19 protein-coding genes are annotated in these 20191 nt (G+C 66.9%); 7 read left to right on the plus strand and 12 right to left on the minus strand.

Annotated features, from left to right (window positions below; genetic code table 11):
* Nucleotides 1-305 (minus strand): hypothetical protein (locus IFU11_RS19490; protein ID WP_192020026.1); only part of this gene is annotated, 305 nt, incomplete at its 3' end.
* A 550-nt stretch (nt 306-855) separates the two neighbouring features.
* Between IFU11_RS19490 and mobF the strand changes: the two genes are divergently transcribed.
* Together mobF and IFU11_RS19500 are read left to right on the plus strand one after the other, a co-directional pair.
* Nucleotides 856-4875: a MobF family relaxase gene (gene mobF / locus IFU11_RS19495; RefSeq protein WP_192020027.1), complete on the plus strand. Its 4020-nt coding sequence runs from the start codon at nt 856-858 to the stop codon at nt 4873-4875.
* Nucleotides 4876-5268: 393 nt separating this feature from the next.
* The gene (locus IFU11_RS19500; RefSeq protein ID WP_192020028.1) at nt 5269-5709 is read left to right on the plus strand and encodes a hypothetical protein; all 441 of its coding nucleotides are present in this window, start codon (nt 5269-5271) and stop codon (nt 5707-5709) included.
* Nucleotides 5710-5776: 67 nt separating this feature from the next.
* Here IFU11_RS19500 and IFU11_RS19505 read toward each other — a convergent pair whose 3' ends face one another.
* The 11 genes from IFU11_RS19505 to IFU11_RS20470 all read right to left on the minus strand — a co-directional run bounded on the left by IFU11_RS19505 (nt 5777) and on the right by IFU11_RS20470 (nt 16800).
* Nucleotides 5777-6484: an SNARE domain-containing protein gene (locus tag IFU11_RS19505; RefSeq protein WP_192020029.1), complete on the minus strand. Its 708-nt coding sequence runs from the start codon at nt 6482-6484 to the stop codon at nt 5777-5779.
* Nucleotides 6481-8175, minus strand: coding sequence for a type IV secretory system conjugative DNA transfer family protein (locus tag IFU11_RS19510; protein ID WP_192020030.1), 1695 nt, complete (start codon nt 8173-8175; stop codon nt 6481-6483). Before IFU11_RS19510 ends, IFU11_RS19505 begins: the two co-directional genes overlap by 4 nt.
* On the minus strand, nt 8172-9662 hold the full coding sequence (locus IFU11_RS19515) for an ATP/GTP-binding protein (protein WP_192020031.1): 1491 nt from the start codon (nt 9660-9662) through the stop codon (nt 8172-8174). The genes IFU11_RS19510 and IFU11_RS19515 overlap by 4 nt, the downstream gene beginning before the upstream one ends.
* Before the next feature lie 226 nt (nt 9663-9888).
* On the minus strand, nt 9889-11376 hold the full coding sequence (locus tag IFU11_RS19520; RefSeq protein ID WP_192020032.1) for an SCO6880 family protein: 1488 nt from the start codon (nt 11374-11376) through the stop codon (nt 9889-9891).
* The gene (locus IFU11_RS19525; protein ID WP_192020033.1) at nt 11369-12838 is read right to left on the minus strand and encodes a hypothetical protein; all 1470 of its coding nucleotides are present in this window, start codon (nt 12836-12838) and stop codon (nt 11369-11371) included. The genes IFU11_RS19520 and IFU11_RS19525 overlap by 8 nt, the downstream gene beginning before the upstream one ends.
* The gene (locus IFU11_RS19530) at nt 12835-13602 is read right to left on the minus strand and encodes a hypothetical protein (RefSeq protein ID WP_192020034.1); all 768 of its coding nucleotides are present in this window, start codon (nt 13600-13602) and stop codon (nt 12835-12837) included. The genes IFU11_RS19525 and IFU11_RS19530 overlap by 4 nt, the downstream gene beginning before the upstream one ends.
* Before the next feature lie 12 nt (nt 13603-13614).
* Entirely contained in the window at nt 13615-14166 is a 552-nt protein-coding gene (locus IFU11_RS19535) for a hypothetical protein (RefSeq protein WP_192020035.1), read from the minus strand.
* Nucleotides 14167-14179: 13 nt separating this feature from the next.
* On the minus strand, nt 14180-14599 hold the full coding sequence (locus tag IFU11_RS19540; RefSeq protein WP_192020036.1) for a hypothetical protein: 420 nt from the start codon (nt 14597-14599) through the stop codon (nt 14180-14182).
* A gap of 62 nt (nt 14600-14661) precedes the next feature.
* Nucleotides 14662-15282: a hypothetical protein gene (locus tag IFU11_RS19545; protein WP_192020037.1), complete on the minus strand. Its 621-nt coding sequence runs from the start codon at nt 15280-15282 to the stop codon at nt 14662-14664.
* Entirely contained in the window at nt 15283-15771 is a 489-nt protein-coding gene (locus IFU11_RS20465; protein ID WP_244631977.1) for a hypothetical protein, read from the minus strand.
* Between the two features lie 54 nt (nt 15772-15825).
* The gene (locus tag IFU11_RS20470; RefSeq protein WP_244631979.1) at nt 15826-16800 is read right to left on the minus strand and encodes a hypothetical protein; all 975 of its coding nucleotides are present in this window, start codon (nt 16798-16800) and stop codon (nt 15826-15828) included.
* 517 nt (nt 16801-17317) lie between these two features.
* Between IFU11_RS20470 and IFU11_RS19555 the strand changes: the two genes are divergently transcribed.
* The 5 genes from IFU11_RS19555 to IFU11_RS19575 all read left to right on the plus strand — a co-directional run bounded on the left by IFU11_RS19555 (nt 17318) and on the right by IFU11_RS19575 (nt 19556).
* The gene (locus IFU11_RS19555) at nt 17318-17611 is read left to right on the plus strand and encodes a hypothetical protein (RefSeq protein ID WP_192020039.1); all 294 of its coding nucleotides are present in this window, start codon (nt 17318-17320) and stop codon (nt 17609-17611) included.
* A gap of 489 nt (nt 17612-18100) precedes the next feature.
* A complete protein-coding gene (gene nrdH / locus IFU11_RS19560) occupies nt 18101-18328 on the plus strand; it encodes a glutaredoxin-like protein NrdH (RefSeq protein ID WP_192020040.1) in 228 nt (75 codons plus the stop codon).
* On the plus strand, nt 18325-18855 hold the full coding sequence (locus IFU11_RS19565; RefSeq protein WP_192020041.1) for a hypothetical protein: 531 nt from the start codon (nt 18325-18327) through the stop codon (nt 18853-18855). The genes nrdH and IFU11_RS19565 overlap by 4 nt, the downstream gene beginning before the upstream one ends.
* Nucleotides 18856-19046: 191 nt before the next feature.
* A complete protein-coding gene (locus IFU11_RS19570; RefSeq protein WP_192020042.1) occupies nt 19047-19274 on the plus strand; it encodes a hypothetical protein in 228 nt (75 codons plus the stop codon).
* Between the two features lie 66 nt (nt 19275-19340).
* On the plus strand, nt 19341-19556 hold the full coding sequence (locus IFU11_RS19575; protein ID WP_192020043.1) for a hypothetical protein: 216 nt from the start codon (nt 19341-19343) through the stop codon (nt 19554-19556).
* The last annotated feature ends 635 nt before the right edge of the window (nt 19557-20191 follow it).

Raw genomic sequence — 20191 nt, forward strand, 5'->3', positions numbered from 1 at the left:
GCCCGCCGCACATCCGCCGCCGAACACCCGAGCCGACTCCGCACCTCCGACTGCGACACATCCAGCGCCAACATCCGTCTGATCGCCACATCCCCGGCCTCAACCGACACAGCCGCAGCCCGCTCGGCCTTCGACTCCGCGGCCGCAATCTCACGGTCGCGGATCTCGATCACCTTCTCCGTCTGATCCACCGCGGTGAAGAACTCCACCGCCAGATCCTCAAGCGCCCGCTCCCGCTCCCGGAACGCCGCCGCCGCCGCCCTCGCACGCTCCCGCGCCGACACCATCCGCGTCGTACTCCCCATCACAACCCCCATCTCTCGTCATCACACCAACCGCACCAGTATCCGATAAAAACGCGAATCGAATCCACGCGCTCGCGTGACTCCCTGGTGATCAACAGGACGAGAGTCACTGTTGTGAAAGGGCACGAGTTCACTCAAGCCCCGATGCCATCCCGGGCGCGGCCACGCACCCCTCACCCGGTGACCTAACGGACACCGGCGCGCCGCGCCGCCGCGGACCCTCGGGGCGCTCGACGGCGAGCACCCCTGCGGGGCTGTGCTGTGCGAGGTATCGTCGTCGACTCGCAAGCGAGTCTCCGCCATCCCTCGCTTCGACGATGAACCAGTCGAAGGTCTGCAGTTCCCAGCTGCTTTGCTCCCTTCACTCGCTGCGCTCCCTCCTTCCGCATTTTCTCGTTGCCCTCGAAAACCACCACCTGAGAACGACGCACCTCTGGCATTAGTAATAAACGAGGTATGATCCCAACATGCGCAATCATCGTATGACGACCGCCCATGCGATCGTTGAGCGCTGCGCTGCAGTCGTGAAGTGCGCGGTGAGCGTCACATGATGACCGCGAGCGTGCTGTCCGCCGGCGACGGGTACATGTACTACACGAACAGCATCGCCACAGGCGATGTGCACCGCGCGCCGGGCACCGAGCTGACGGACTACTACACCGCCGACGGCAACCCGCCCGGCGTTTGGATCGGTGCCGGAACCCACCACCTGGGGGTCCAGGGACAGGTATCCGAAGCCCAGATGCGCGCCCTGTTCGGTGAAGGACTGCACCCGAATGCCGACGCGATCACCGCCGAGCTCGCAGCGGCCGGGAAGAGCGAAAAGGAGATCGCGGACGCGATCAAGCTCGGCCGGTCCTTCTACAAGTTCGGCGCCAAAGACTCAACGCTGAAGGGACGAGTCGACAAGGCCTACCTCGAATTCGAGCGCCTCAACGGGCGCGCCCCAGATCGTGACGAGCGCCGGCAGGTGCGGATGCGGGAGGGCGCGATCGTGTTCCGCGACGTGCACAACCGCCCGCCGGCAAGCACGGCAGAACTTGCGAAGTACGTGACTGCTGCCATGAAGCCGGCCCAGCAGGCGGTGGCCGGCGTGGACTTCACGTTCTCCCCACCGAAGTCCGTCTCCGTGCTCTGGGCGCTCGGTGACCGCGCAACATCGCGGAGCATCGAGGACGCCGTCGACCAGGCCATCGCGGACACGATCCGTGACCTCGAACGCGACGCCCTGGCCACCCGCGCCGGCGTCAACGGGGTCCGCCAGATCGACGTCGACGGCGGCATCATCGCCACCTCGTTCCGCCATCACGAGTCCCGCACTGGCGACCCACAACTGCACACCCACGTCGTCATCGCGAACAAAGTCAAAGGCGTCGACGGCACCTGGCGGAGCCTCGACTCGAAGCTCCTTCTCCGCCGGGGGGTTGCACTCTCCGAGCGGTTCAACATGCACCTCTTCGACCGTCTCGACCGCCTCGGTTTCACGGCCACGGAGCGCACCGTCACCGCCGGTAAAGCTCCCGTGCTAGAAATCGGCGGCATCAGTGACCGCCTCATCGACGCCTTCTCCACCCGCAACAAATCGATCAAGCAGGCCACCGACCGCCTCGTCGACGCCTACGCCCGTGAACACGGGCGCACCCCCACCATCACCGCACGGCTCGGTCTTTCTGCACAGGCCTGGCAGGAGACCCGGCCCCGGAAAGAGCGCCCGCGCTCAATCGCCCAGCTCCGCGAAGAAACCCGTGCACGAGCCCTCACCGTCACCACAGCGGGCGACCTTGACGCGACCGTCCAGCACACCCGCGCCTTCACCCGCACCGAGGCGGCACTGGCCCGATTGCTGCCGCCGATGAGCGTCCACACGGCTGCGGATGAGATCACCGCTGCAGTCGAGCGAAGCCGCTCCACCTGGGGTGCGCACCACATGGAAGCCGAAGTCACCCGGTGGATCTCCCGCCACCGCTACCGCACCTTCAGCATCGTCGACGGCAGTACGGCCCGCTTCATCAGCCGCGAAGACGCCCACCAGTTCCTGCTGCGCACCACACTGCAGTTGGACTCCATCAAGGTCACCCCCGAGCACGTCCACGGTCGCTTCCAGCCACTCACCCGTACCGACGGGGAGTCGTACTACGTCAGCAAAGGCCACACCCTCTACACCTCAACCCGAGTCCTCGAAGCCGAGAACCGCCTCCTGCAGGCCGCGACAACCACAGCCGTAGGGCCCGCCGCCGTGACCCGGGAACAGTTCGCGGCCGCCCTCGCCAAACACCCGAACACGGACGCCGCCCAGGTCCGTCTCGCCCGCGAGTTCGTCACCAACCGCACCCAGCTCATGATCGGAATCGGCCCCGCAGGCGCCGGCAAAACCCGGTCCATGCGCCTCGCCGCGGCCGCCGTCCAAGAAGCCGGCGGCCGCATGATCGGCCTCGCACCATCCAAGCAAGCAGCAGGCGTCTTCGCCAAGGACGTCGGCGTCCAAGCGTTCACCATCGACGCCTTCCTCACCGCCCACCACAACGCCCAGCGCTACGGCACCGACGTGCCCGCGAAGTTCCACATCAGCGCTGGCGACATCGTCGTCGTCGACGAAGGAGCGATGGCAGCCACCAGCCAACTCGACGCCGTGAACCAGATCGTCGCTGCCGCCGACGGGTTCACGCGCCCGCTCGGAGACCACGGCCAACTCAGCTCCCCCGGCGCCGGCGGCGCCTTCCGCCTCATCGCAAACGACGTCGGCGCCGTCGAGCTCGAAACCATCTACCGCTTCACCAACAAAGCCGAAGCGGAAGCATCCAAGACACTCCGCGAATCGGCGCCGTCAGTCGACCCGTTCGCCTGGTACAAGGACAACGGACGCATCATCGCCGCCCCACGCGACGAGATCGTCGACGTCATCTTCACCGACTACCTCACCGACCTCACCGCCGGCCGCGAATCGATCATGGGGGCCCCCACCCGCGAGCTCGTCGACGAACTCAACGCCCGCGCCCAGGCCCACCACATCGGTGCCGGCACCGTGTACGGCCGTCGCAGCGCGACCCTCAACGACGGGCAAGAAGCCCACACCGGCGACCGCATCATGACCCGCCTCAACCAGGCGAAACTCACCATGAACCAAGGCCGCGACAGCGTCGCAAACGGCGACCTGTACACCGTCACCGACGTCCACCGCGACGGGTCCCTCACCGTCACCCACGACCGCCACCACGGCACCATCCGCCTCCCCGCGAAGTACGTGCGCGAGCAAACCCACCTCGGCTACGCGTTCACCGCCCACCAAGAACAAGGCGACACCATCGGCGGAAAGAACACCGCCGGCGTCCACATCGAAGGCGTCTCACGCGGCATCGTCACCGCCACCACAGCCCGCGCCAACGCTTACGTGCTCGCTACCCGCGGCACCGACAAGAACGTCCTCTACGTCGAAGTGGAACCCGGCCAGCACCCCGACGAGGTCCTCGCGACGATCGCTGGGAACATTGGCACGAACCTCTCCGCCCACGAGATGATCGACGTCGAGAGTGCCCGGATGCATGCGCTCCCCCGACTCGTTGACGAGCACGCCGACGTCGTCACCCAAGCCAACGCGAAACGCCTCGAAGGCCTCGCCCGTCGCGTCCTCGGCCCAGAAACAGCCAAGCCGCTCATCGCCTCGAAGGGATGGGAAGCCGCCGCGGCCGGCCTTGCCCGCGCCGAGAAGCACGCCCTCGACCCGGACAAGATCCTCGCGCGAACTTGGACAGAGAGAGGCTTCGGTGACGCCGACGACATCGGCGCCGTCATGTCTTGGCGCATCGAGGGACACCTCGAGACGTTGGAGACCAACGGCGCGATCGAACCGCTCCCAGAGCCTGGCCTGGACACCGGCACCTTCGAGTGGGCCGTGGACCGCACCGCCCAACACCACCCGGACCTCCCCGAAGAATGGCGCGACCACCTCGCCGAGCGCGTCGAACACATTGACCAGCAGATGACCCTCCGCGGTGTCTGGCTCGCCGCCGAACAACCCGCCTGGACCGTCGACCTCGGAGCAGTCCCGGCCGACCCCGAACGCCACCAAGAATGGATGCGTCTCGCCGCCGAAGTCGACCTCTTCCGCGACAAGTTCAACGTCCCCGCCGACGAACCCACCGCGATCCCGAAAGCGCTCCGCGACGCCCCGCTCGGCAAGAACCTCGCCGCCCGCGTCACAGCCCTCCACAAGTCCACGGCAATTCGTGAAGCACGCGGCACCGCCACCACCGCGGCGCCGGACGTGCGCGTGCAGATGGCCGCGAAACTCGCCACCAAGGCCGAGCAGCACCGTCCACGCTCTGAGGCCGAACGCGCAGTACAAGCGCTCAACCCCGCCGCCCGCAGCGACCTGATGAAACGGCTCGAGCAGCTCCGCGCGCAATCCGCGCGCACCACCACTGATGTCAAAGCCACCCACCAAGCCGCGACATCGACCGCACAGGAATCAGCAGCGAAAGCGATGCAGCGTGAGCAGGCCGAACCAGACCGGCCCAGCTACGACCCAACCCTCCCCACCACCGAACAGCGCGTGCGCGGCCCACGTCTCTAGACCGTGTGCACCGCGAACAGACAGGAACACACCATGAGTGAGCAACCAGGGATCACCCCCAACCAGTCCGCAGCCGTCGTGCGCGAGAAGCCGCACCCCGGGACCGAGCCCGAGCCTGACACGTCTCGACAGGCCCAGCTCCAGCGAGGGCTGGCGGCCGCGCGGTCGCGGAACCGTGAGCTCGACGAGCTCGCAGATCGCGCCCAACGGATGCGGGAACAAGCAGCCGCCAACTCGAGCAGACGAGCAAGCGACGACGACCAGCCGACACAGAGTGTTGCCGTGCCAAACCCGCCCCAACACGGTCCGCGACCCCGCCCCTGACCACGCCTGCAGACGCGACAGCACCACAACTGAACCACCGTCGGCGGTAACGCCTGAAAGGTTAGACATATGAGTTCCTACATCCTCGACATTCCCGGCTACGAACAGCAGAGCATCTGGGGGTACGACGAGCAGACAGACTGCCTCTTCGCCCAACTCTGGGAGAACGCAAGCACGCAGGACGCTCCGGCGCACTGGATCAACGAGCACGAGACAGCCGTGAGCTTCCTCACGCGAATTGCGACCGCCACACGCGAGGAGTACTCCCCACTCTCGGTGTTGCTGATGCTCGCCACCGACGAGGTAGACGGGCGCGCCCAACTGCTACTCTCGACGGTCATCGCCCAGAGCGCCCAGCCGGACTTCCTCGCGCAGGCCGCACAATCGTCCTCTGAGTGGGTGCGATATGAGGCCACCGAGAACCCGTACTACGTGGCTGCAGATCGAACGGATGAGCCGCGTAGGCGCGGTTTCTTCAGCTGGATCCGAGCTCGAAGCGCACGCAGTTAGAGCGCATGGAACAGACGACGGCGCCGCCCCTCCTGCTGGAAGGGCGGCGCCGTCGGACATTCCTCGGTCAGTCAGCCTCGGGGACAGCCATCTCTTCAATGGCCGGTGTGTCCGTGCCGGTCGCTGCGGCGAGATCGGCCGTCAGGAACGAAGCGAAGCGGTCGTCGTCGCGTCGGGTGGGCCGCAGCTGTGGGCCGTCCCAGTTGGACGTCTCGGTGTCAGTGGGGAACAGACCGAGCCGGCTCATCCGATCCAGCGTCGGCCACAGGCACCGTTCGTGCCATTCGACCAGGGCGAACGATGGCGCTGATGCTTTGCGCCGGTAGGCGCTGGTGTGGGCGACCATCAGGGCGGTGAGGAGTTCAACGGCCACCGGGTGCCGGTACCAGTCGGCGGGGAACACGCCGGTGCGGGAACCGGAAAGGTTGCGCAGGTACCGGTCCTCGAGCCACGCTACCCAGCCGTAGAGTCGCTCCCACAGTTTCCGCCGTTCTGGGGTGTTCAGCATGTGCCAGGCCCACGGGCCGTCCGGGATCGCTTGGAGCATCTCATCGAGATCATCGAGCCGCCCCTCGTGACGCTCGATGGTTTCTTGCAGCGTTCCGGCGGTGCCGCGCAGCGTGTCAACGTTCTGCTGCAGCTCACCGACGGTCTCAGCGAGGATCCCGAACAGGTCCGGTTCGCCATCCCACGGCGTGGACGTCTCGTCTCCGGCCCCTTCATCCGTCGTCGTGTCCGAGACGCCTTCTGGTTCTGTGTGCTCTGCCTCGCTCATGCTGCACCTACTCCTTCGGTTGCGGGTGTTGCGTGTTGGTGGTGCTGCTCCTGCGCCCAGTCCATGGCCGCCTGGTATTCGGCCTTGTGGGTGCTGCGCCACCAGGCGGGCAGCGTGATGATGGTGGAGGGGAGGTTGCGGTAGAACAGCAACGCCCGCCCCTCGCGCAGGGTGCGGATCTTGTCGGGAGCCATCACCTGGCTACCTCGCCCGCCCGCGTGGGTGTCGAGGGAACCGGCCAGCTCAGACAGATCCTTCAGGTGTTGGGTGTCGCGGACACCGCCGAGCACGAGGAGCTCGGTGGCGTTGTCGATGATCGTTGATGCTTCGTCCTTCCCGTAGCGCTTCACGAACTGCGCGAGCCCCTGCAGCACGATGGTGCTGATGATGCCCTCGCCACGACCGGTAGACATCACCAGCGCCAGCGAGGGAATCGGGCACACATTCGCTGCCTCATCCAGGGCCAGCTCGAGCGGAGGATTCAGCGGACTATTCCGGGTCGCGGCCTCGGACGCGTTCAGATACAACGACTCCACCAACGCGGTGAACACGGCAGCGGCGGGTGACTTCTCGCCCTTGCAGATTAGATACAGGGTGTCCGTGCCGGCATGGAACGTCGTCACGTCGAGGACCTGGTCGTCGGGGCCCGGGCTCACGGCGTCGAGGATGCTTTCGATCGCGAACGCGTTGAGGATCCCAGACGCGGACATGTCCGTATTGGAGATCGTCTCGTCGGCTTTGCCGCGGCAGTATTTTCGCAGCAGCGCTTCCCACCCGTGGAGGGCTCCGGGGGTGTCTCGGAGGATGTCGTAGGGGGTGTCGTCGTCGAAGTCGTTCATCCAGCGCATCACGTCTCGCATCGTGAGGCCTTTCATCGCGGCCGCGTGCAGCATGCATTGCAGCACGATGGTCACGGCTTGGGAGAAGAACCCGGAGTTCGTGGATTCCGACCCGTTCATCGGGCGTGCGGCGACGATCGCCGCGGCGCGTTTCATCGCCATCTGCCCGTCCTGACATCCGGCGACGATGTTCCACCGCACCCGAGCAGTGCGGGTGAGTTTCCCGAACCACGGCACCAGACCCTCCGGGTCGAACACCAGCACCAGCGACTCCGGGAACCGGATGTAGCGGATCCACCCGGTCAGGAGCAGCACGTCGATCTTCGTCGACGTCGTCACGACCGCGCCTGTGGCACGGCGGATCAGTTGCACCACAAGGCGTGTGGTCTTGCCAGAGCCGGACGGGGCGATGACCACACGGGTGTCCTCGAGCATGTCGGTGAACCACCGCATCCCGAAGAATCCGAACCACCCCACCCGGCCGAGCGGCTCGGCCGCCTTCGCGGTCAACGGTTGCCGCTGCGGTTTCGACTTCCGCCACACCGTGAACCGCAGCCGCAGGATTGAAGCCCGACCGGTCTGTCGCCACCCGAACCCGCCAGCGTTCAACGCCGCGAGCAGCACGATCGTCGCAACGACGATCACGAACGCACAGGTGATCGTCGACGACGGCCACGGCTGGCCGCGCAGCAGCATGCCGAGCAGTTCCGGCGTCGACCACGGGTAGCTGTCCACGTTCGTTGGTGTGAAGACGGCGCCGAGATGCACCGCGGCGGGGATCCCGAACATCAGCATCAGCGCTACCGCGACCCAGGCGATCAGCACCCCCATCAATTGCCGGACGGCGCTCATGCGGCCTCCCCCTCACGGGCACGTCGCCGACTCGGCCGCGAACTCCAGGTGTGGTTCGCCTGTTCGAACGACTCCTCGTCGCGGGTGCGTCGTCGCTTGGGTTGGGTCCAGCGCTCGTTCGTGTCGTGCAGACGCACCTCTTCAGCGACGATGACGGTCTGCACCGCAATCCCGGTCGCCGCGGCCACCTTGATCAGCGCCTTGCCGGCACCGGGCGGCGGTTTCGGGCGTCCGTTACGGTTACGTCTGGTGCGGAACGAACGAGGCGATCGCCAACTGGCGACATGCTCGAACTCCTTCTCGTTCAGCGAGATGGAGGTGTCATCGAGCGCCCGGAGGTCGTTCTTCGCAAGCCCGAACAGCACCAGCATGCCGGCCTTCTCCGCGAACCCCATCGCCGCGACCCGGTCCTCACGAGTAGGGAGCGCCTGGGCGTCCTTCGGGGAGTGGGTGATGCGGACCTCCGCGACACCCTCGTGCCGGTTCGTGCGAGCGACCTGGTCGATCAGCCCGGCAAGGCCCGGCGCCAGACTCATCGGCTTCCACAGTTCGTCCTGCACCACGAACGGGTTCACGCACTTCTCCGTCTCAGGGAATGCTTTCGCGAGCTCCCACTGGGCATCCATCGCAGCGAAGCCGTGCGCCCAGGTGGCGATCATCACGCCCGCGAGCACCTTCTTGTCAGCGCGACGCATCCCCGACAGATCGACGGACACCCCGCCGGGGTTGTCCATCCGGATCTGCACGGTCGTCTTCCCGTTGAACATGACGCCCATCGGGCCCTGCAGGATTGACCGCAGCGTCCGCAGCAGCCCCATCGTCGCCTTCTGATACTGCTTCGTCGAATACGACACCGTGGCTGACATCAGCTCGGGGTTCGCCGTGCCTGCCTCGATGACGGCGATCAGGTCACGCAGGTCCGGATCATCGAGTAACTGGTGCGCGGCCTGCACGCCGAGCGTGACGAGGGTCTCTTCGTAGTCCTGCAACGCCTTGCCACGCACCAGCCTGGCGAGGGCGATGACGAGTGTGGACGACTGCTCGATGGCCTGCTCGATCAACGAGGCGCCCACCTCCCCACCGATCCGCTTCGCGGCATACATGAGCGCACCGAGGTCGAGCGGGTTGATCGTGCACTTCCCTGGTGCAACCTCGATCACCTCACCGCCGAGCGCGCGGATCGTGGCCGAGTACTCGCCCTTGATGTCGCCCAGCACCATCGGTGGGTAGCCGCGGTCCGCGAGACCGATCAGCCAACGGATCACGAGAGTGGACTTCCCGAGACCTGGCAGGCCGAAGATCATCGCCGAGGGGTTGGAAATGAACCCGACCATGAACCACGTCACCGGGTCCCCGTAGACAAGGGACCAGTTGGTGAGGTCTGCGCCCAGCGGCACCCCGACGGCGGGTCGGGCAGACCCGATCGTGAACGGGTACAGGCCGCAGACTTGCACACTGGATGCGATCCAGGTCGCCAGCTGCGGCATCAGCCCCCACTTCCCCCCACCCGGACCCGCATAACCGCGCGGCGTGAGCGGCAGTCGCCGAGGAAGGTTCGTAGCGGGATCGAAGGGCTTCGGCGCAGCCTCCGGACGTCCCTGCCGTTCGGCACGCTGGCGCCGGCGGGCGGCCCTCAGCTCGTGCCGATCGGCACGGTGCAGAGCCCTGGTGTATGCGCGCTTTTGCGCGCGGGTGTTCGTTGTCATCGCCTACTCACTTCTTGAAGGGGTTGTCTGCGAACTCCCACGGCAGCATGCCGAGCGGGAGGGTCATGTGGAACAGCGCCGCTTGCAGGCCCTTGCTGCGACGCACCCGCATCCGTGAGGACGTCATCAGCGCCGACAGTTGGTTCCGCGCCAACCGTTCACTGTCCGGGGTGTCGCGGTAGGTGCAGGTCGCGAGCATCGCGAACGGCACCAAGGATGCGCCGGCCGAGATCTCCTCGTCGAGGTTCGCCGCGGTCCGCACATCACGCCGGGTCGACGCCATCCGGCGTCCCTTCTGCTGCCCAGCCGCGAAGTCCTCAGCCCGGACGGCGTTCTCCGCCTGCAGTTGCGCTTTCTCGGCTTTCACGGCCTGGTAGAAGATCGCGACGCGTTTGCGCAGGAACGCCCGGTTGGGTTGCAGCAGGCGCAGCAGATGGTTGTCGAAAATGATGCCACGGGGCGGCCTCCGCATCTCGAGCGTGAACGACGCCACCCCGTCATGCCGGTACGCGCCGCCGTCCTCACTCGCCACCGACGGGCCGGCGTCAGCCCAACCGAGATCCACCTCCAGCTCCCGCTCGCGCATGATGTCGAAGTCGACCGCGAGCTCCGGGTCGTAGGCGATGCGCACCGTCTCGACCAGCTCCGGTTCGGTCATCGCGATCGGGTCACCGGCGCCACCAGCGGCGAGGGACGCCTGATGGCCAGGAAGACGCTTCGCGATCTCCACCACGACGTCCTGCGCCGTCTTCACGGGGATCGTCATCGCGGACTGCCGCCACACCACGACCACGTACCCGGTGACGTCGCTGCTGTGGTTCGGCAGGTCAGTGACCACCGCATCCATGATCGCCTTCGCAGCTGCCGGCCCGTCAGGGTCGCGCTCCCCCTCGACGCTCTCCCGCAACTGCACCCCCGTGCCTGGTGCCGAATCGATGATCGTCGCCGCCCCGACCACACCGTCCTCGACGGACAGAGTCGCGATCCACGCCGCGTACTTCGCGAGGGTCGCGTTGATGAGGTCACGGTCAGACATGCCGTCACCATCCGGGTAGCAGCGGAACGTGACCGAGAACAGCCCCTTCGACGGGTAGTGCACGACGTCGAACGGGTTCCCGTAGCCGTCGACACCGCGCAGCAGCGTCGTCGACGCGAGGATCCCCGGCAGCGGGTGGCCACCGTCACTGCCGGCGAGGTTCGCCATCACCCCGGTGACGTAGTCCGTTTCACCGCGACGGGCACGGCGAGGGGTGTCCTGCCCTTCCGCGACACGGCGGCCGAGGGTCTTCCCGTCGTACTCCCACCCGAAGAACACCTCGAACACGGCCACCGCGACGATCATCGCGATCGTCACGGCGAGGTTGTCGAGCCGCGGCGCGACATACATGATGAGCATGATGCCGGCGATGAGGCCGATGGTGCCTTGCAGGGTGAGCTTGAAGATGCCGGGCGATTTCCGTTCGAACCAGCCTGTGTAGCCGACCTTGTTACTCATGCTTTCCTCCGATGATGTCGTCGACGTCGTTGATGGCCTGGCGGGCGCTGCGGCTCGCGGTCGCGTTCACCGCATGCGCCGCCTGCTGCGCCGTGTAGCCGATGTTCCGGTCGGCGCCGCTGCGCGCAGCACCCTGAGCACCGGCCGGTGCAGGTGCACTAGCCGGCGCCGGTGTGGAGCGGGGTTCGGGGGTGGTGCCCGCGGTGGCACCAGTCCAAGCGTCCGCGCTCTGCTCTGGAGCTGCATCCGGTGCAGCGCCGGTGGGTGGTTCCGCACTCGTGGGCTCAGCCCCGATCGCTCCGGTACCGGTATCACCCGTACCAGCGGGTTCCGCAGTTGATGGGTTGTTCGGCGGTGCGCCCGTCGTCGGTGCGCCCGTCGGCGGTGTTGCCCCTGCGGGTGCGGAGGTGGACCCGCCCGCACTGGTTGCAGCTGTGGATCCGCCCGCACCGGCACCCGCACCGGCGCCGGCGAGGAGGCCTGCGGCGGCGCCTGCGGTGACGACAGCGGCGCCGACGGTCACTGCGGTTTCCGCGACGGAGATCGCGCCTTCCATCGCGATCTTCCCGCCATAGGCGCTGCCGAGCTTCGTGGTGTGTGGGGCGAGGATGCGCAGCAGTGCCGGGAGCATGAACACGGCGAGGAGCTCGAGGACGAAGCCGTACATGATCCCGCCGAGACCGTCGTACCCAGACTTCAACCGGAACGCAGCCGCGTACACGATCGCCGCCGGCAGGATGTACGTCACGAACGCGACCAGCCAGGCGGTGATGGCGTTGAAGGAGCGGGTCGCGGCCTGCCCGCCCATCGTCGCGATCGCGGCCGACAACGGCCACACACCGATGAGGACTGGCACGATCGCGCCGCGGGCGATCATGATGGCCCATTGAATGATCACCGCGAGGATCGCGACGATGCCGATCAGGATCAGGATCGCCGCGCTGATCCCTGCCAACGACAGCGTCGCGACCGTCGACGTCGCGGTGATGCCCACCTGCTGCAGAAGCCCGATCGAGGAGTCTCGGATGAATCGGTCGATGAGAGCGATACCGGGTGCACCGGCGAGGTTGATGAGCATCAACACGCCGAGCCGCCACCCGAGGTTCTTCAGCCGCTCCCAACCCAGCTTGATGAAGGTGTACCCGGCCGACACCAGTGTCCCCACAACCGCGGCGATGAAGGTCAGGTTCCCGAGGATGAACTGCAACCACAGAGTCGTGCCCTGCGGGTCGGTGATGTCGACGAGGATCGGGACGGAGATCCAGGACGCGAGGAAGAACATGTCCATCTGTGACCAACCGGCCATCATGCTCGCCCCGACCGGCCCGAGGACCGCGTCAGTCACCGCCTGCGTCGGATCACCTCCTGGGATCTTGCTCAGCAGGCAGGCGGTGAACAACCAATTACAGTCCTCCCCCGCGGTCACCGTCGTGGCGGCATCGAAAACGGGGTGCAGTGTCACTCCGGGACCTCCCAGTAGGTGAACGCTTCCGGATCGATCGTGATCTCGCCGTCAGGGGAGGGCTGTCCGGAGGCGTCGAGGAGGACCTGCCAGTCGTTGTCGTGCCACTCGAGGGTGACGGTGTACCCGGTGAACTGGTTCCGGTGCGGCCACTTCTCCACCAGCACCACCCGGGTGAGGTCGGCCGAGTACCCGACGAAGGTGTACCCGACGACCGCACCGAACTTCCGGTTCTCGACGGGCTGCTGCGGAAAGTACGTATCGACGTCCTGATCGGCGATGGATTTGCCGTCGTTCTGCACGTACTGGCTATCCAGAATGTGGTGGGCATCGACCAGATCTGCGGTGCGCAGCGACTGCGTGAGGTTCACCGCCGCGAGGGCGGCACCGACGGGCGAGTGGGCGAAGCAGCGCCGCAGACCGTCGAACGTGCGGGTCGGACCGTCGGTCTCCGAGGTCGGCCAGGCATTGCCGGCGACGGTCAGCCAGCGCAGATCCCGCGGCGGCTCGACCGCAGCATCATCCCAGTCCGAGGTCGGACACGAATCAGCCGCTGGTGCCGCCGAACCCGCGGCAGAGGTGCTTGCGGGGGACGTCGAGGTGGTGCTGTGGGTGGGCCAGAACAAGACGACCAGCGAGATCGCGACGAGCGATCCGACGACGATCCAGGACACCCACAGCGTCCACCGCTTCCCAGGACCCCCGAGGAACACCGAGGATTCCAACCAAGACCGTGCGCCAGAGCGTGCTTGCTTCTTCGACATGCGCCGCGCCCCCTACTTGTAGTCCAGCGCGGACGGGAAGAACGTGCCGGCGATCTGCGCGGCGAACGAGATCCCGAGGCTCGCGACGATGAACCAGTAGAACTTCGACACGAACTCCCCGATCCCGTTCTCACGGAACGCCACGAACCCCTTGATCGCGAGAAAGATCAGACACGCGAACGCCACCCACCCGAGGATCCAGATGATGTTGCCGATGATGCCTTCGACCTGCGTATCCATGCCGGGGATCGAGGTGGCCTTCGCGGTGAGCTTGAAGCCGGGGAAGAAGATCGTGACGATACGGTCTGCGTTCGCGCCGACGAGCGCGGCCGCGACCCATGCCTTGGCTTTCTGCATGAAGTCCTGCGCCTGGTTGTGGCGGTAGGACTCGTAGCCGACGGAGAACACGACCAGCAGGCCGATGAACGACAGCAGCGACAGGATTTTCAGTACCCAACCGACGAGCGTGTTGATGCCGGCGTCGGCACCAGCGATCGGTTTCGGTGGGATGGTGTGCAGAACCGTATCCCAGGGCAGGGTTACGAAGGTATCGATGATGAGCATGAGGTGGTTCCTTTCAGGAGGTGGTGAGCAGCTGCTCGGTGAGCGCCGCGTGGAGGGCGGTGCGGAAGACCGTCACCGGTTTGGGGAGTTCGATGCCGGGTTCCCACCGCCAGGACTCGACCCAGGGGGCCAAGGTCACGGGGGTGACGCCGGAGATGATGTCGACCTGGTCACGCAACGGCTTCGGGAGCTTCCCCGGGGCGTCCGGGACCAGCAGCACGAGCGTTGTCCCGGGCTGTTTGGCGCTGAGCGCATCGCGCACGAACTTGAGACCAGCCACGTGGGTGCGTCCAACCAGCAGACGCAGGACGCGTGCCTCGTGCCCGGCATGCCAGGGCTGGAACCCGTCGTAGAAACCGGTCGCTGCCGCCAACGACGACACACCCGAACCGGGATGGGTGCTCAGGAGCACGGGCACTGGTGCCGCGCACATCCCACAGAACGCTCGCTCCGACTCACCAAGAACCCGCTCGCATCGGAAACACGCACGTTGCATCACTGCACACGTCCGGAGATCGGCGTCCACGTGTACGTCACGCATCGTCCGCCCTGCCAAACCGGCGGCGACATCCGAAACCCGTCGCTGAACGACGCAAGCTCCGCAAGGGGCCGTTCACAGTCGAAAACCCCGAACACGGCGTGCACCTCGGCCCGGAACTGCCCGGCAGGTGACCCGTCGCCGGTCACATAGACGTCGGCGTCGGTCGTACCGCCTGCGCGCTCGATCGCGTGCAGCAGGCGGGCAACACGGGACCGTGCATCACCCCGACGCTGCCTGATCCCGCGCAGTTCAATGACATCGACCGGCGATACAGTCCAAGCCGTCCCAATGCCCGCAGTGCGGAACAGGGTCGGCGCTGGCACCTCGACGGCCGAGCCGATGTGTCCGGAACACAACTCGATCAGCCAGGACGGCAACTGTGCGTCCGCAGCAAGCTCCAGCTGCCACGGCCGTCCGGAAAGAGCTGCATCAATGGCTGCGACTTGCTGCCACAACTCCATCGACCAACGCCGCGACAGGCTCCGACTGGTTCCCGGTTTCGCTGCGAGATACCGGCGCGTAACCGCATCGACGTCCTCAAGCCCAACACCGGCCGTCACCGTCCTGGCATTCATCTACTGCTGCTTCGACAGCAGGCGTGCCCGACGAGCCGCCAGCAGGTAACTACCGGCACCACCAGAGAGCAACAAACCAGCCGCACCCGCCAGCCCTGCGGCTTCGGCGCCGGTCTCCGCGAGACGCGGGCCCGACGGACGCGACGAACCGCGATCACCAGACCGATCATTGCCCGTCGAGGAATCTCCCGACGACGGCTCCGACGTGGAAGGGCCCGCCGGATCCACCGGCCCAGCCGGATCGACCGGACCCACCGGATCCACCGGATCCACCGGATCGACGGGGTCGACCGGATCCACTGGGTCAATCGGATCGACCGGGTCAACGGGGTCGACCGGGTCGACGGGATCTACGGGGTCGACCGCGGTGGTGCTGGGGGATGTTGCGGTGAGCTGCAGCGGGGTGGCGGTGGCGGTGAGGGTCGGGCCTGCGAGCACGAGGCCCGCGATGGCCGCGGCGGTCAGGCTCGCGCGGAGCGTGTGGGTCATGGGTGGTTCCTTTCAGGTGATGCCGCGAACGGTTCGCGGCACGATGTGGGGCAGCTACTTCGCTGCGGATTTCGGGAGAATCGCGGGCACACCTTGTTCGGTCGTTAGGAGCGCCCCGTTCGCGAGGACACCGATGGGGCGGATCGTGGGCGGCTGGGCAGCGACATGCACCTGGTCGCCGTCCAGGACGGCAGCAGCAGTACCGATGGCGCCGTAGAAGCTGTCACCGAGCGCACTGGACGCTGCGAAGTCGGCCGCCGGGGTGCCGATCCAGCCCGTGCCGATGTCGACCTGGTGAGCGCCGAGCATCGCCACGGTGCTGCCCGGACTCCGCACCCAAATGCTCCGCACGGTTGCTGCATCCACCGGCACAGCGGCCAGTACGCTCCCGTCAGCCGGGCTGTGGGTGGCGAGGGAGGTGCTGCCGTCCGGGAGGGCCCACAGCACGGTGATCGTGTCCCCACCGGCCACCCACCGCGACACGGTCGCGCCGGGTACCGGCGGTGCGAGGGGAGTCTGCTGCACGAGCGTGCCAACGGATGACGCGGTGAGGACCTCCCCGCGTGCGGACGCCCACTGCATGGCACCGTCCCCGGTGATCGCCAACGGGGCAACCCCCGACCGCGGGCTGACGAACGGGGCAAGACCACCACCAGTGAGCACGGAAACCGTGCCGTCCGGTGTGGTCACGACCAGGACGGCACCAAGGACCGACACCGTCGTCTCGGCCGGAACCGGGACCGTGGTCGATGTCGTCGTCGATGTCGACCACACGATCAGCTCGGTCCCGGTGACGACGACGAACGCGGATACCCCATCGATCGACACCGCCTGCACCTTCCCGTCAGCCGGAACCGTGGCGCGCGAAACGGTCGCACCCTTCACGTCACGGATGACAAGCTCACCGCTCCGTACCGCGGCGAAGCGTTCCCCGTCACCACTGACCAGCAGTTGCGACACGGGTGCTTTGCCCGCCCACGACGGCCGCGCACCCCAGCCGGGGATCCCGACGACCTCATGCGCCGGCACCGTCGCGGAGGCTGTTGCCGTTGGTGTTGCTGCGGCCGTGAGCTGCAGCAATGTCCCGCCCGCGAGCACACACACGAGAAGACCGGCACCGACCCCGACCGGCACCAACCAACGCCGCCGCCGTGTCGGTGAGGAGGACTCGTCGAGCAACGATTCCCGTAACGGCACCTGGTCGACGGCCACCTCCGTCGCCCCGGTCGGCGAAGACAGCAGCACATGATCGGCTGCCTCCGCGGCGACCGCTGATGCGACTCCGCACGAACCGCAGAACCGCAGATCCGCGGACTGAACTGCACCACACGCAGCACACGTACGGGTCTTCAACATGGGGTGCCTCCTCATCAGGCGTCAAAAGGGGTGAGGGCCCAGGCCTCCCCGGGGATGAGGCCCGACGACACCTGGACCCTCACCACGGAGACGGTTTTGACGCGCGCAAGGGACCAAAGCGCGCACGCAGAACGTCCTGTGTCGAGACCGCCGCAACCGCCCGGTCCCCGACACGTAGAGGAACACGACCATGCACACACGCCCCGAACCGGACGAGACGGGCACGGCTGAACGCTCACTGCAGCGCAGCGGAGCATTCCCGCTACGACCATCGACACCGCTCGAGCACACGACCACGCGCCGCTACCAGGCGGAATGGGACCAGACCTCGGCTGAGATGCGCCGGAACGGGTGGCGGGTCGAACGGTCCACCCGCTCCGAGTTCCCACTCGACGGGACCTACCGTCTGAGCGTCATCTGGTGCCGACCACAGCAGGGCAGCACCGGGCACCTGGCCGCCGTCCGCAACATCCGAGGAGCGTGACCCGCGATGCAAACGGTCCTTGATTCGCCCGTGTTCTGGCCGGCATGGGCGACGGTGTTCGTCAGCTGCTGCACCCTCGGGGTGCTCCTCGACGCCCGCGCACGTCGACGCAGGCAACGAGCACGCCAGGCCCGCCCATCAGAACGACGAGCAGCCCGCACGGGAAGCCCCTCCCGCTAAGCGGTCGCAGCCTGAAGGAGCCGCCACGGAGGGCGGCACGGTTCTGTTGAAACACGGACGGGGATCGTCCCGAACCGCCGATCATATGGCGGCTCTCCTCCGTGACCAACGCGGCCGGCGTTGCCGGCCCCTGCGTGCCGGAAACTTCTGAGCCGCGGTCGCAAGCTCCCTGATTTCGGCCCAGAACTTTCCGCCCCTTGGGGTTCCCGCTTATGGTCCCTCCCCCGACTCCACCATCTGCTCTGCGTATCGGGAAGATCCCCTACCTGCCAGCACACCCCGAGAGATCGAGAAGAACGGACAGCGATCATGACCATCACCGTCTACAGCAAACCCAACTGCGTCCAGTGCACAGCCACGCACCGGTTCCTCGACGGGAAAGTCGAGTACACGGTGGTGGACCTGTCCGAGGATCCTGACGCGTTGGAGACCGTGCAGGCGCTCGGGTACCTGCAGGCGCCCGTCGTGGTGGCCGACACCAGCCACTGGTCCGGGTTCCGTCCCGACAAGCTCGCCGAGCTCGTCCCGGGTCGATGAGACCGTACACGCCGGCGGAGATCCTGCAGGCCGGCGCCGACGACACCCGCCGCGGCTCCACGCACCTCCTGGTGGAGTTGAACGCGCTGCAGAACGCGTTGGGTTGGCACTGGCACCGCATCAACGTCAACGCCGACGTGCCGTTGCTGGATGGCGAGGAACGTCTCCCCAGCTACCCCGCGCCGGCCGGGTTCGGCGGGAACACCCTCGCGGTCCCCGCCCGCACCGTGCACCTCGAGCGGCTGACACCGGCAGGCCGGTGGTTGTTCTGGCTCGGCGGGCACACCGCACGCCTGGAACGCGAACGCCTCATCGACCGCACCCAGCTCTTCCGGGTCCTCGTCGACGACGCCCGCCGTGCGCGCACCAGCGAGCAACGCCGAGCCGACACGACCGCTGTCCTCCAAGCCGCCGACGCGAACCGGCACCGCAGCACCCGGCAACCCGTGACACCGGTCAGCACCACCGCCTGGCCGGTACGCATCCCGCCACCCGAACCCACCAACCCAGAACGGACCACCGCGTGATCTTCAGCATCCTCGTCTGCAACGCAGCCAGAACCATCCCGGCTCACCCATCCCGTCCGGCAGCACCCTTGGGTTCGGCCGCCACCGCCGCTCATTTCCCGGCTACCCACCACCAGCACGCCCCGCCAAGGGGCTGTCTGGAAATACCCTCCCGCAACACCCATCACCCCACCCCTGAGGAAGGAACCTTCATGACCGCACGCCGTCCGGCCCGGTCCGAGCCGCGACACCGACTCCAGCTCGACACCCCCATCCGACGCACCCCACCGGCACCCGTCACCCCACGCCCCGGTGACGACCCCTACCAGGACTACCTGGCCTGGCTCGACACCACCGGAAACCCGTCCTTCATCGACCGCACCCAGCCCTCCCCGAACAGCCCAGAACACCCAGAAACCGGTGGCACCAGCCACCACTAACCAAACGGGCCGCCCCGGTGGGCAAGGTCACCGGGCAGTCACCAACCACACCGAAAGGGAAACCCCATGACCAGCACGCCGGGCAGCGCGAGCGCACGTTCGCTCGCCTGGATGGAGGCGCTACGTGACCGCTACCTCGCCGCGTGCACCACCCACCCCGCCGTCGGTCCCCTGGACCAGGCGCAGCAGCTCGAACGCGACAACGCCGACTACTGGACCCGCCGCATCGCGCAGGAAACCTGCCGCACCAACAGCCGCATCACTGAACAGGACACAGCATGACCAACACCTCAACCGACCCAGCACCAGCACGGCCGACGTCCCGGCGGGCGACCGTCTTAGCTTGGATGCGCCGACACACCCTCGGCAAGATCCTCGCGGTTGTCGCGGCCGCCGCCGTGCTCATCACAGCGGTGGTCATCACGAACGCCGTCGCAGCAAACGCCGAGTTCGAAGACAAGCTCACTTCAGCCCGGGGTGCGGTGAAAGCGCTCGGGCAGGCTGAGATCCACAACAACGCCCAGAAGATCGCCCTCGACGCGGAAATCACCAGGACACAAGACACCAGCGCCGCCGTCGCGACGATCGTCGCCGGCGCCCCCGCCTACTTCGACACCAGTGCTGCGGCTGACCTCGAGCAAGCCCGACTGGCCCTCGACGCAGCCGTGACCGCGGTGAAAACCCCACCAGCCGAGGGACAACCGGCCGCATCNTGGACCGGATTCTGCCGAAGGACCCAACCCTGCAGCAGCTCACCGCGTTCCAGAAGACCCTCGCGGCGGCCATCCGGGCCGTTGAGGCGGACACTGACCGGAAGGACACCGCGATCGACACCCTTGTCCAAGCCCGCGAGGACCTCCGGGGCCCGCTGCGGAACCTCGCGAACACGGTCGTGACGGTGAACGCACCAGCCGTCC

This window comes from Plantibacter sp. CFBP 8804 (genome assembly GCF_014841225.1).
Taxonomy (GTDB): domain Bacteria; phylum Actinomycetota; class Actinomycetes; order Actinomycetales; family Microbacteriaceae; genus Plantibacter; species Plantibacter auratus.

What these genes read in the sequence shown, in the direction of transcription:
- mobF (WP_192020027.1), top strand. Translation starts at nt 856, where the DNA reads ATGACCGCGAGCGTGCTGTCCGCCGGCGACGGGTACATGTACTACACG.
- IFU11_RS19500 (WP_192020028.1), top strand. Translation starts at nt 5,269, where the DNA reads ATGAGTTCCTACATCCTCGACATTCCCGGCTACGAACAGCAGAGCATC.
- IFU11_RS19505 (WP_192020029.1), bottom strand. Translation starts at nt 6,484, where the DNA reads ATGAGCGAGGCAGAGCACACAGAACCAGAAGGCGTCTCGGACACGACG.
- IFU11_RS19510 (WP_192020030.1), bottom strand. Translation starts at nt 8,175, where the DNA reads ATGAGCGCCGTCCGGCAATTGATGGGGGTGCTGATCGCCTGGGTCGCG.
- IFU11_RS19515 (WP_192020031.1), bottom strand. Translation starts at nt 9,662, where the DNA reads ATGCCGCAGCTGGCGACCTGGATCGCATCCAGTGTGCAAGTCTGCGGC.
- IFU11_RS19520 (WP_192020032.1), bottom strand. Translation starts at nt 11,376, where the DNA reads ATGAGTAACAAGGTCGGCTACACAGGCTGGTTCGAACGGAAATCGCCC.
- IFU11_RS19530 (WP_192020034.1), bottom strand. Translation starts at nt 13,602, where the DNA reads ATGTCGAAGAAGCAAGCACGCTCTGGCGCACGGTCTTGGTTGGAATCC.
- IFU11_RS19535 (WP_192020035.1), bottom strand. Translation starts at nt 14,166, where the DNA reads ATGCTCATCATCGATACCTTCGTAACCCTGCCCTGGGATACGGTTCTG.
- IFU11_RS19540 (WP_192020036.1), bottom strand. Translation starts at nt 14,599, where the DNA reads ATGTGCGCGGCACCAGTGCCCGTGCTCCTGAGCACCCATCCCGGTTCG.
- IFU11_RS19545 (WP_192020037.1), bottom strand. Translation starts at nt 15,282, where the DNA reads ATGAATGCCAGGACGGTGACGGCCGGTGTTGGGCTTGAGGACGTCGAT.
- IFU11_RS20465 (WP_244631977.1), bottom strand. Translation starts at nt 15,771, where the DNA reads ATGACCCACACGCTCCGCGCGAGCCTGACCGCCGCGGCCATCGCGGGC.
- IFU11_RS19555 (WP_192020039.1), top strand. Translation starts at nt 17,318, where the DNA reads ATGCACACACGCCCCGAACCGGACGAGACGGGCACGGCTGAACGCTCA.
- nrdH (WP_192020040.1), top strand. Translation starts at nt 18,101, where the DNA reads ATGACCATCACCGTCTACAGCAAACCCAACTGCGTCCAGTGCACAGCC.
- IFU11_RS19565 (WP_192020041.1), top strand. Translation starts at nt 18,325, where the DNA reads ATGAGACCGTACACGCCGGCGGAGATCCTGCAGGCCGGCGCCGACGAC.
- IFU11_RS19570 (WP_192020042.1), top strand. Translation starts at nt 19,047, where the DNA reads ATGACCGCACGCCGTCCGGCCCGGTCCGAGCCGCGACACCGACTCCAG.
- IFU11_RS19575 (WP_192020043.1), top strand. Translation starts at nt 19,341, where the DNA reads ATGACCAGCACGCCGGGCAGCGCGAGCGCACGTTCGCTCGCCTGGATG.